The following is a 9,982-nucleotide window of genomic DNA, read 5'->3' as shown; positions in this document are numbered from 1 at the left end:
GGTCATCAGCAGCGCCGTATTACATTTTGCAGAAAACCAGGGTCAGTTTGATCGTATGCTCAGGTCAATGTGGAGGGTGCTTAAACCCGGCGGGTATTTTTTCTGTCGGCTGGCCTCAGAAATTGGCATCGAATCATTGGTCAGGTTCATCGGTAATGGGAGGTATATTCTTCCCGACGGATCGGAACGCTTCCTGGTCAATCAGCAGATGCTGCTTAGATTGACCAGCCAAATTGGTGGGGAGCTTCACGAACCCATAAAAACTACCAATGTTCAGAACCTGAGAAGTATGACTACCTGGTGTGTGCGTAAAGCCAGGTCCACTGATTAGTGATCAGTACAGCAAGTTTAGGGTGGGTTTTTTACCTTCGATGCCGCTGCTTTGATGTTATCTTGTGAAAATTTCTTTGTTCCAGGTTTGGGGGAGTATAGATTTGGTGAGGTAAATCAGTCTGTTGTTCTTAAAGATGATTTCGCTGTATGGTGCACGGTGATCGGTTTCTTCGGGCATGATGAGTTTCCCGTTCTTTAAGAATGCTTTATAAATGTCGCCGCTTTCCGGCTTTTGGATTCTGTCTGTCCAGTCGGTAATCATTGCATAACCCTGTCGGAATGATATTTTCAGGCGTCTGGTATTTTTTTTATTTTCCCAAAGCCCTTCAAATTGCTTTTGTGTCCGTTTTTCTATAGTCGGATCTTGTGCCTGGGAATGTAAAGCTGCCAGTAAAAAAATAGTGTTAGGAGCGTTCTGACGATTCCTGCCATATTATTTCTGTTGGTTGATCTTAATAAATGGTTATAAAAGTCAGGCAAACTTTGAAGATACTAAAAAATGTGCTTGGTGAGGTTATTCGCCACAATAGTAAATGTATCAGGAAAAAATATAACATGCCGGTTCCAAAAGGCGAACAGCAAAATTTTAAAAAGTATACTTAACCAATTTAAAAGTAGGATTGAAGCGTGCCGCTTTGAAGGGGTGCCATCCGTCAGCTAAAATTTGCTTTTTTATCTCAAATCAGACAAGCTGATTACAATAAAATGCGATCAGGGATGAAAATCCGGGAAAATATCCCCATATTAAATTTCCGAATTTAACTTAAATAAGATGATGAGAAAGATCTGGATTGGCCTGTTATCTCTGCTGATGGCTGTTGGCGGTGCAAAAGCGCAGTTTATCGCAAACCCTTTGCCCATTCCTTTTGGAGATCCTTATGTAATGTATGACCAGGGGAAATACTATATGTACGGCACCGGAGGCGACGTAAAAAACGGATTTGGCGCCTATTCATCGAGTAATTTAAAAGAATGGAAATTTGAAGGACAGGTTTATCATCACGATAATCCCAATGGCTGGGGCATACATTCCTTTTGGGCGCCTGAGGTGTACAAGAAAGGTGGTAAGTATTATATGTTATATAGCGCCCAGTGGAAGCAAAATCCCAATCAGGAAAAAGAAAATTTCAAGATCGGAGTAGCCGTTTCAGATAAACCGACCGGCCCTTTTATCGACCTGAATGACCGCCCCATCTTTGATCCGGGGTACCCGATTATCGATGCCAATTTGCTGGTTGAAAATGGTAAAATCTATTTATACTATTCCAGATGCTGCTATAAGCACCCGGTGGCTAGTGAGGTCGCGCAGTGGGCGAAAAAAAGGGGATGGTATAATGAGGTGGAAGAAAGCTGGGTGTATGGGGTAGAGCTGAAAACGGATTTTTCGGGCACCATAGGGGCGCCTGTGCTGCTGCTGCGTCCACCAGTTAAAATGGGCAGCATCAAAGAGGAGTGGGAAAGCCGTTCGGTAACTGCAAAGGAAGTAAACCGAAGATGGACCGAAGGCTCTTACATCTTTAAAAAAGATAAAATTTATTACATGATGTACTCGGCAAATAACTTTGACGGGCAGAATTATGCCATAGGTTATGCTACCTCAAAAAGTCCTTTAGGGCCATTTAAAAAGGCGGATAACAATCCTGTTTTACAGAGAAGTGGAAAGGTAAGCGGAACCGGGCACAACAGCATAACCTATACGCCTGACGGCAAGCAGATGCTTTGCGTGTATCATGGGCGTACTGAGGCCACAGGACATCAAAGACTGGTATTCATTGACAAAATGGAGGTTGCCAAAGATGGTAGGTTAATGGTGCATGGACCGACTTTGAAAGATTAGCCGTTAAAACTCGGGGTCAGCACATTTGTTTGGGTTTGATCGCTAATTTCGCAGGGATTTAGTAAATTAGGTATAGTCAATTCATGTTTATATTATGGATACGCACAATTTTAAATTCATTAAAAGATCAAAGGCTAAACCCACTCATCTAGTAGCCTATCAGCCCTTTGACGGATATGAGGCTTATTATCAACCTAAAAAGAATCGACATCTGTTTACCATTTATGACCCTGTCAAAGAACTCTATCATACCTTCGAACACAATGGGACATCTACCAGATTCAGAGATATTGTTAAGGATTTAATGTATATAGTAAGAAATGTAATCAGGCAACCGGAAAGGTACAGGTAAACCTGTTTCAATTCGTAATTTTGTAATTTAAGGCAATCCATGAAAATTAATTAAATCTTCCTGGAGTTACGCTGACTGGTTTTGGAATGATTCCGTTGTTGCTGTCTTTATTAAAAGCTGAAAAAATATTCTGTAAAAGCCGGATTGACACTTCCAGCCGCTTCCCTGGCCTAATGTCATTTATGTTGTGTAGCCAAATTAGGCTTCCCGTGTAGCACTTGTATAATTTAGGCATTTGATTGCCTGGGACTGTAACCAATCGTAAATAGTTTTAAAGTAACAGACTTCACAACCAGATATTGAAAAATCATAAGTAACGCTTATGTACGATGAAGGTTGTTGCCAGAAGCTTTTGATTGGCACAAGATAAAAGATACTCCGAGTCCATTGCGTATACCTGTTCAACCATTTCTGGTCTGTTGGCATGTGGGATAATTTCAAATGCTGATTCGTCCAAGTACTCATACATGTCTGCATTAATGGTAATGATAGCCACATAGTGATAGCCTGTTCTTTTCCATTCCTGGTAAATATCTATGTCAAATTCGTAATAACCATTCCTGAGCTCGTTCATGCCTGTAAAGTAAGTTTTTATTTGTCAAATTACATGGTAATTAACGATCTTCTTTGTACACGTGATTTTGCGAAGAATGACCAATGTTGTTCCGGGCCTGCAACAAATTTCAGGATTTCCGAACTTATGTCAGGATAAACTATTATTGCTTTAATTTTTTTATTATGATCCCATTCCTCTGCGAGATCAATAGTAAGATGACAATAATGGTGATTCCCAACAAAGGCGCATGTGGGCGGGTAATTTATATAGAAATATTGCTTTATGACATTAGACTTTCACCATTCGATAGGTTTGTTAAAATAAAAGAGGATAAACGAAATTAAATCGTTTATCTTATTGATATTTTACAATGGATATTCAAGCAGCGTTAAGCGCACTATCTAACCAGCGCTGACTCATCAGCTCCTGGTAGGTCTTTTGAAAGACTATAAACGACCAAATGATAAGATATTGTTTTTTTAAGCAGACGGTCTGATCGAACCGGCCAAAAAAGACTTTATACTGCAGGTAGGTACCTAGGTTCTGGACGACCTGAAAGCGCACTGCTCGCCAACCACATACTTGGACCAAGCTACCTTTCAATGGAAAATGCGTTCGCCCATAACGGGCTAATTCCAGAGAAGGTTTTTGTGGTCACTTCAATCACTACAAAAACATCGAGGAAATTTCGAACCAAAAGTGGACTGTGATACCTATACTAAAAGGCAGGAGTAACCGACCTAACAAACTTTCTATTAAGGACTGGTTTAATTTTTTAAATTATGCAGGTTTTTTAAACTATACTTTATGAAAATAACAGAAGAATTCGCGCTGGAATTTGCGCAGGAATGGATCAGTGCTTTTAACGCGCATGACCTGGAAAGGGTGTTAAGTCATTACTCAGCGGATTTTGTCATTAAATCTCCGGTGGCAGCCCGTCTGTTGGATCTGCAGGATGGTGTCGTTTCGGGAAAGGAAGCTGTCAGGGCTTACTGGATCCGTGCACTGGAGAAAATGCCAGACCTGCATTTTGAGCTACTGGATGTTTTAGTCGGTACCGATGGACTGACTTTATACTACCTGAATACTGGTTCAGGTAAAAAAACAGCAGAGGTGATGACTTTTAACGGGCAGGGGTTGGTATGCCAGGTTGCTGCATATTACGGGTAATTTTTTGTTTTGGTGCAGAATCCTGCTCAAATTTTATCCCTGAGGTAATTCAAGAATTATCGCTTTTGGGATCAGATTCTTTTTTGACTGTTTCCATGTCCTGGTGCTCGAAGGTGAGATTGACAGATCGCTCTGCTTTCGGACGTGTTTGGTGAAGGGTGTTCCTGGGTATGGTAAAAAGCTGACCGGGATAGAGTTCAATTATCTGGTCTTCCAGTTCTATAACCAATATTCCTTCTACCCCAAGGAAACTTTCATCCGAATTAGGATGAAAGTGCCAGTAATAGGGCTGGGTCATGATGCTTAGCCGCACCACATGGTCGTTTACCAGACTGATTGGCAGGTTGCTGTAATCTTCGGTTATCGTTTGGCCGAGTTGGGCGGGGTTGAGCAGTGTCAGGGATTTCATAAGTATATCTTTTTCTAATTAACGATGGTTATTCAGGTAGCGGGTACGTATGATCTCCAGGTGATGAAGTTCATGGCCTGCAATATGGTAGGCCAGGGCGCTGATGGTGACTGGGATTCCATAAAGTAATCCGGTATAGGTTAAACTTTTCTCGGGCATGCTTTGGAGTAGGCTTATGGTGGCTTTTCTCTGGCTGGCGAATTCGTCCAGCAGGTCTTTGATGTTTCTGCTGTCGGCGCCGGATGTCTTTACATAGACTTCTGCGTCGAATCCTTCCATCGGAGTCTGATCATTTCTTGCGGTGCGTAGGATCCGGTAGCTGTATATGCGTTCCATATCGGTCATGTGCAGCAGGGTTTCCTTGATGCTGTATTTGCCGGGTGCATAGCGGAAAAGAAGCTGCGCTTCGGTTAAATATTGTAGCTGGGCAAAGGTTTTTTTGATGTTTTCTTGCAGATGATGGAACAGATCGTGATCGGGTATGAGTCTGGCTAGGGGCGGTTCCTCTTTGAGTAGCTGCTGGTCAGTAGGAGGGGGAATGATTTTCATAGTATTTTTTCTTGTTATTTTCGGCTTTTCACGCATTTGATATAAGCCCTTTGGGTCTGGTGTTCACTCGGATAGGGATAACGCACGAGCGCATCTTTGATTTCAAATCCGGCATCTTTCAGGCTTTGGATGACCTGGTCCGGGTCAAACATATAGAAGTCGATGTCTACTTTTTCATCGAACCATTCGTCCAGGTGAATGAACTTATCCCCGCAATGGAAGGACAGGAGAAATTGAGCCTTTGGTTTGAGGATTTTATGGACTTGTGTGAATACCTGTGGCAGCTGATCCGGATAGAAATGGACGATGGCATAAAACGCGATGGCGGATCCGTAGGTGTTTTCGGGTAGAGTGAGGGTCAGCAGGTCTCCGGTTTGGAAGTCGATGTCCGGGTGCAGTTTTTTGGCCTGGCTGATCATTTCCGGGCTGAGGTCTAGCCCGGTAATTTCGGTTTGCCCGGCGTCTTTTAGAAACCTGGTGGTTTGTCCCGGCCCACATCCCAGATCGATCAGGGTGCCTTTTCTTTTGTTGTCTTTGGCAAAGGCTTCCAGCAGTAATCTGTCCAGTGGCTTTTCTTGCAACTCATCTTTGAACTGAACGGCATATTTTTTGGCAACCTTATCGTAGATGGCTGCTATGGAGGTTTTCGGTTTGGCCATGGTCATTTTTTCTTTTTGCCTATCTTAAATATAAACCTTCTAATGGGATGCTTTGTTTTTTCGAGAGTGTTCATTTAAAAACGAGATTTATGCATATCATTTTAGGAGGTACCGGAAATATCGGATCTGTTTTGGCTGCCAGGCTGTTGGAACGGGGAGAAAAAGTGACGATTGTTTCTCATGATGAGAAAAAGAAAAAAGAATGGGAGGATAAAGGAGCGCAGGTGGCGGTGGTCAATGTGCTGGAGGTGGATAAATTGCGGAAGGTGTTTGATACCGGGGAACGTTTGTTTTTATTGAACCCGCCTGCTGATCCTTCTACCGACACGGTTAAAGAGGAGGAGAAAACTGTAACGGCGATCCTTGCTGCTTTGCAGGGGTCTAAAATTCAGAAGGTGGTCGCGGAATCTACGTATGGGGCCCAGCCGGGTAAAGGGATTGGAGATCTGGGGGTTTTATATGAGATGGAGCAGTCATTAAGTAGGATCGGTATTCCTGCGAGCGTGATGCATGGGGCTTATTATATGAGCAATTGGATTTTTTCGACGGATCAGGCTCGGGAAACGGGAAAGTTATATAGTTTTTACCCGGCGGATTTTAAATTGCCGATGGTGTCGCCTGCAGACATTGGGGAGTTTGGAGCTGGTCTGATGTTGGAACCTTTGGAAAAAACGGATAGTTATTACATTGAGGGGCCCGAAGCATATTCACCTGGTGATGTGGCCGAGGCTTTTGCTGAAGCATTGCGTAAACCGGTGGAGGTTGCGGTTGTTCCTGAGGCAGAGTGGGTATCGTATTTGCAAAAGGGTGGTTTTTCTTTGGAAGCAGCGGAGTCTATGGCGACGATGACCAAGCTGACGCTGGAACAGGATTATAAGATGCCTGTCAGCCCGGTAAAGGGAAAGACCACGCTGAAGGAGTTTATCAAAGGGGTTGTGAATGGTAGTTAGCTGGTACTTGATGATGTAAAGATACGGATTTGCAAAATAGTACTCATTATTTTGCAAAGTGCACACACCTGCATAAAAATCACGAAAATATTTGCAGAATATTGGTTAGTAATTCTCTGTTGCTTTTGTTCTCACCTAATAAAAATCTGAAATGATGGCATCAATAGAATTAATTACTGAATGCCGATCATCTCTTGTTGAGAGGTTTTCTGTTTGGATATTTGCTGCTCTTCTTTTGCTTTAATCTTCTTATCAATTAATTTACCGTATAGGCTGTTCTTTGGACCATCAGACAGCTTGTGGTAGGATGATTTTATGAGCTCATAAGTGAATTAAGTGTTCATTAAAGCTTGCTGGTGATTAAAGCCGTAGGGTCCTCTAACATATAGACGAGAATCATGATCAATGTTAGTTCCTGCAAAAATAATACAAAGGAACCACTGAGATAATAAGCTTGTATCGATTTAAAACACAGTTATTTACAAAAAAAGAAATTGCTTGTCTGTTATCTTTTTCACCACCAAAATTGGGGAAGAAATACACACCTTATTTATTGTTTTGTGAAATAGGCATGAAAATACTGGTTGCCATATAAAGGCACAATTTGCTCCGGCCTACCTTTAAAAAACTCATCCCACGCCAGTTTAACTCCAGGGTTGGCATCATGCCCCGGGCCGTTGATTTTGGGGTCGTTATAGTCCATCAGTACGCATATCGATCCTGGCGACATTTTAGGGTAAATCTGACCGAGGCAGAATAACATAATTTCCTTATGCTGCAGCTTATCGCCGCCATGGCCGCAATCAATATGTGCAAAAGCTATCTTTTCGGGTAGTTGGTCTGGTAAAGTCTGTTCAAAATAACCCTTGTGCAGTTCAGGTAGTCTGAGTTTAGCCTGGCTAAAACCTTCCTTCAAAACATCTTCTACATTTCTTTTCTCCGCAAACTTAATTTCAAAGGAGTCATAAAGGTGGAGCTTTTTATCAGAATGGTTCTGTTCAATAACTTTCCCAAAAAGCAGCGCGCACTGTCCGGAAAAACACCCCAATTCCACCACATCACCCGCTATACCATTCTGTATTACCGTATTCAGTAGATGATAGTAATTGATTCGCTGTTCAATTGTATTCATGTCTACAGTGGTATCTATAGGGCTAATCACCAGGCCAAGCTTTAGCTTCCTGAAAGCCTTGTTCAAAACCTTCACAAGTTTTAAAAGCGATGGGTTAGGTCTTACTTTGGTATAAGGTGGTTGGATAATAAAATAGTTGTCCATAAATTCAGTTGTTTGATCAGTCCGGATTTTAAATTACAGAATATTTTTATTTTATGGGACCAATAAGCATAATTTTAAACTCTAACTCCCTATAAGTTCATTCTTTTCTCTGAAAAAGTTACCTATGTGAAGATCGATACTATTTCGATGTACATTCAAATTGATACATTAACGAATACATTATCCTGGAAGCTAAAAGACAGTTGCTTGCCACATCTAGTCAGGTCAGCCAGATAGCCTGTTACCTGGGTTATGAAGATATTTCCTATTTTATCAGATTTTTCAAAAAGCATACCGGCACTTCGCCCGAGGCATTCTGAAAAAAAAATCAAATAAGTCCTATTCAACTTCATTTTTGTCCTATCCCGCAGGCTACAATCGAAATTACCTTTGATAAGTATTCAAAAAAGTAATTTGTATGAAAACAAAAATGAAACTAATTGCAGCGTTAAAGAGATGGGTTGTGGTCTATCCGTCAATCACGTTGCCTCTATATTTATTGGGGGAAAGCCCCCTGGTATTGCCTTTGACCCCCACACATGTTGTAGAGGGCAACACGATAACCTGTAACCAAGAAAGCGGTTGAAACAACTTCAACCGCTTTCTCTTTTCTCAATAGGTGACTATTTACTCACTATTGGTGTGGCATAGCTGTCATATTCTTTTATGATAAAACCTGTTTTTTTCAGGCCTGGCAGAAATTGATTTGCCTGTCCTACAATAACTACTCTGGAATTATCATGGTTGAAGTACTTTTTACTTACACGCAAAATATCCGCTGCAGTAACTGCATTGAGTTTTTGCAGGTATGTACGGTAGAAATCTTTTGGAAGTTTGTTGATCAGAATGTTGCTGGCAAAACCTGCACTTCGCGCTGGATTTTCAAGCCCCAGGGCAAAAGAACCGTTGTATAAGTTTTTCGCATTCTGAAGGATTTCCGGGCTGACTCTTTCGTTACGCATGATTGTGATCTCTTTTAAAAATTCGACTACAGCACTATCCACTTTTTCATTTCTTACTGAAGCTGTAGCACTGAAAGTTGATTGTCCTCTTCCTGAGCCGGTTCTCGAATAGGCTCCGTATGTAAAGCCGTGTTTTTCTCTCAGATTTCTAAAAAGCTTTGCATCAGCTCCACCCCCTAGAATCTGATTGGCAAGCAATACTGCGTGATAATCCGGACTGCTCATTGGAAGCTCAATAAGATTGGTTACCGTGAGCTCAGACTGAACTGCGTTAGGTACATCCACAACATCTACTTCTGTTTTAGCAGGGTTACTAACTTTATCCAAAACAGGGAAGGTCAGAACAGATCCTCTCCAGTCTCCAAATGCTTTTAAGGCCAATGCTTTTGCAGCTTCCGGTTTAATGTCGCCGACAAAAGTCAGGTAACCTCTTGAAGGAGTTACATATTTTTTATAAGCAACTTTAATATCCTCCAGCGTGATGGTTTGAATGCTTTGCGCTGTTTCAAACTCTCCAAAGGGGTGCTTCAAACCAAATGATATTGCATTAACTACTCGGCCTGAAATTGCAGTAGTGCTTCGTTCGGTGGATTTTAAATTGGTAAGGCTTTGTGATTTTAGCTTGTCAAATGAACCTTCAGGAAAAGCAGGATTCCTCAGGGCATCTGCCATTAACAGAAAGGCATTACTGAAATAGCGGGTTAGGGCAGAGACTTGACCGCCACCTGAGGTAAGCGCTACTTCTGCGCCCATTTGGTCTACAGCTTCATCAAACTGTGCCTTCGTTTTTGTAACTGTTCCTTCATTCAACATGCCGCCCAGTAATCCGATAACTCCGGCTTTTGAACCTTCAGTAATGGGGCCGGCATCAATACTGTAACTTGCTGAAACCTTTGGTAATTTATGATTTTCTACGACCAGAACGGTGA

13 protein-coding genes are annotated in these 9,982 nt (G+C 41.9%); 6 read left to right on the top strand and 7 right to left on the bottom strand.

Translation table 11 applies throughout. The features are described 5' to 3' along the window. A partial coding sequence (locus AC1DDX_RS15770; RefSeq protein WP_477622246.1) for a methyltransferase domain-containing protein occupies nucleotides 1-331 on the top strand: 331 nt, incomplete at its 5' end. A 57-nt stretch (nucleotides 332-388) separates the two neighbouring features. On the opposite strand, the gene AC1DDX_RS15765 is transcribed toward AC1DDX_RS15770, so the two are convergent. Further along, nucleotides 389-595, bottom strand: coding sequence for a hypothetical protein (locus AC1DDX_RS15765; RefSeq protein ID WP_337714929.1), 207 nt, complete (start codon nucleotides 593-595; stop codon nucleotides 389-391). A 510-nt stretch (nucleotides 596-1,105) separates the two neighbouring features. On the opposite strand from AC1DDX_RS15765, the gene AC1DDX_RS15760 reads away from it, so the two are divergent. Both AC1DDX_RS15760 and AC1DDX_RS15755 read left to right on the top strand, forming a co-directional pair. Beyond that, entirely contained in the window at nucleotides 1,106-2,170 is a 1,065-nt protein-coding gene (locus AC1DDX_RS15760; protein ID WP_288880045.1) for a glycoside hydrolase family 43 protein, read from the top strand. A 94-nt stretch (nucleotides 2,171-2,264) separates the two neighbouring features. After that, nucleotides 2,265-2,522, top strand: a complete 258-nt coding sequence (locus AC1DDX_RS15755; protein ID WP_172663403.1) for a hypothetical protein — start codon at nucleotides 2,265-2,267, stop codon at nucleotides 2,520-2,522. 307 nt (nucleotides 2,523-2,829) lie between these two features. On the opposite strand, the gene AC1DDX_RS15750 is transcribed toward AC1DDX_RS15755, so the two are convergent. Next, nucleotides 2,830-3,096, bottom strand: coding sequence for a hypothetical protein (locus AC1DDX_RS15750; RefSeq protein ID WP_172663402.1), 267 nt, complete (start codon nucleotides 3,094-3,096; stop codon nucleotides 2,830-2,832). A gap of 789 nt (nucleotides 3,097-3,885) precedes the next feature. Here AC1DDX_RS15750 and AC1DDX_RS15745 point away from each other — a divergent pair. Continuing rightward, the gene (locus AC1DDX_RS15745) at nucleotides 3,886-4,248 is read left to right on the top strand and encodes a nuclear transport factor 2 family protein (protein ID WP_172663401.1); all 363 of its coding nucleotides are present in this window, start codon (nucleotides 3,886-3,888) and stop codon (nucleotides 4,246-4,248) included. 49 nt (nucleotides 4,249-4,297) lie between these two features. Here the strand turns inward: AC1DDX_RS15745 and AC1DDX_RS15740 are convergent, their stop codons facing one another. From AC1DDX_RS15740 to AC1DDX_RS15730, 3 genes are read right to left on the bottom strand one after another with little or no spacing between them, the layout of a single operon-like run. Next, nucleotides 4,298-4,657: a cupin domain-containing protein gene (locus AC1DDX_RS15740; RefSeq protein ID WP_172663400.1), complete on the bottom strand. Its 360-nt coding sequence runs from the start codon at nucleotides 4,655-4,657 to the stop codon at nucleotides 4,298-4,300. 18 nt (nucleotides 4,658-4,675) lie between these two features. Beyond that, on the bottom strand, nucleotides 4,676-5,206 hold the full coding sequence (locus AC1DDX_RS15735; RefSeq protein ID WP_288880036.1) for a DinB family protein: 531 nt from the start codon (nucleotides 5,204-5,206) through the stop codon (nucleotides 4,676-4,678). Between the two features lie 14 nt (nucleotides 5,207-5,220). Next, entirely contained in the window at nucleotides 5,221-5,865 is a 645-nt protein-coding gene (locus tag AC1DDX_RS15730) for a class I SAM-dependent DNA methyltransferase (protein ID WP_288880033.1), read from the bottom strand. Between the two features lie 89 nt (nucleotides 5,866-5,954). Between AC1DDX_RS15730 and AC1DDX_RS15725 the strand changes: the two genes are divergently transcribed. Beyond that, nucleotides 5,955-6,815 (top strand): NmrA family NAD(P)-binding protein, encoded by an 861-nt coding sequence (locus AC1DDX_RS15725; RefSeq protein ID WP_337714927.1) that lies wholly within the window; start codon nucleotides 5,955-5,957, stop codon nucleotides 6,813-6,815. A gap of 550 nt (nucleotides 6,816-7,365) precedes the next feature. On the opposite strand, the gene AC1DDX_RS15720 is transcribed toward AC1DDX_RS15725, so the two are convergent. Next, complete coding sequence (locus tag AC1DDX_RS15720) at nucleotides 7,366-8,091, bottom strand: TylF/MycF/NovP-related O-methyltransferase (protein ID WP_172663396.1); 726 nt, start codon at nucleotides 8,089-8,091, stop codon at nucleotides 7,366-7,368. Nucleotides 8,092-8,258: 167 nt separating this feature from the next. On the opposite strand from AC1DDX_RS15720, the gene AC1DDX_RS15715 reads away from it, so the two are divergent. Beyond that, nucleotides 8,259-8,411 carry a helix-turn-helix domain-containing protein gene (locus AC1DDX_RS15715; protein ID WP_172663926.1) on the top strand — a complete coding sequence of 51 codons (153 nt, stop codon included), beginning with the start codon at nucleotides 8,259-8,261 and terminating at the stop codon, nucleotides 8,409-8,411. A gap of 303 nt (nucleotides 8,412-8,714) precedes the next feature. Here AC1DDX_RS15715 and AC1DDX_RS15710 read toward each other — a convergent pair. After that, nucleotides 8,715-9,982 (bottom strand): M16 family metallopeptidase (locus AC1DDX_RS15710; protein ID WP_477622245.1); only part of this gene is annotated, 1,268 nt, incomplete at its 5' end.

The sequence above is a fragment of the Pedobacter sp. 10L46_2 genome (assembly GCF_056395165.1).
The sequence above is the reverse complement of the archived record's forward strand: the minus strand, read 5'-3'. Positions and strand labels throughout refer to the sequence as shown.

What these genes read in the sequence shown, in the direction of transcription:
- AC1DDX_RS15735 (WP_288880036.1), bottom strand. Translation starts at nt 5,206, where the DNA reads ATGAAAATCATTCCCCCTCCTACTGACCAGCAGCTACTCAAAGAGGAA.
- AC1DDX_RS15760 (WP_288880045.1), top strand. Translation starts at nt 1,106, where the DNA reads ATGATGAGAAAGATCTGGATTGGCCTGTTATCTCTGCTGATGGCTGTT.
- AC1DDX_RS15750 (WP_172663402.1), bottom strand. Translation starts at nt 3,096, where the DNA reads ATGAACGAGCTCAGGAATGGTTATTACGAATTTGACATAGATATTTAC.
- AC1DDX_RS15740 (WP_172663400.1), bottom strand. Translation starts at nt 4,657, where the DNA reads ATGAAATCCCTGACACTGCTCAACCCCGCCCAACTCGGCCAAACGATA.
- AC1DDX_RS15725 (WP_337714927.1), top strand. Translation starts at nt 5,955, where the DNA reads ATGCATATCATTTTAGGAGGTACCGGAAATATCGGATCTGTTTTGGCT.
- AC1DDX_RS15745 (WP_172663401.1), top strand. Translation starts at nt 3,886, where the DNA reads ATGAAAATAACAGAAGAATTCGCGCTGGAATTTGCGCAGGAATGGATC.
- AC1DDX_RS15720 (WP_172663396.1), bottom strand. Translation starts at nt 8,091, where the DNA reads ATGGACAACTATTTTATTATCCAACCACCTTATACCAAAGTAAGACCT.
- AC1DDX_RS15730 (WP_288880033.1), bottom strand. Translation starts at nt 5,865, where the DNA reads ATGGCCAAACCGAAAACCTCCATAGCAGCCATCTACGATAAGGTTGCC.
- AC1DDX_RS15755 (WP_172663403.1), top strand. Translation starts at nt 2,265, where the DNA reads ATGGATACGCACAATTTTAAATTCATTAAAAGATCAAAGGCTAAACCC.
- AC1DDX_RS15765 (WP_337714929.1), bottom strand. Translation starts at nt 595, where the DNA reads ATGATTACCGACTGGACAGACAGAATCCAAAAGCCGGAAAGCGGCGAC.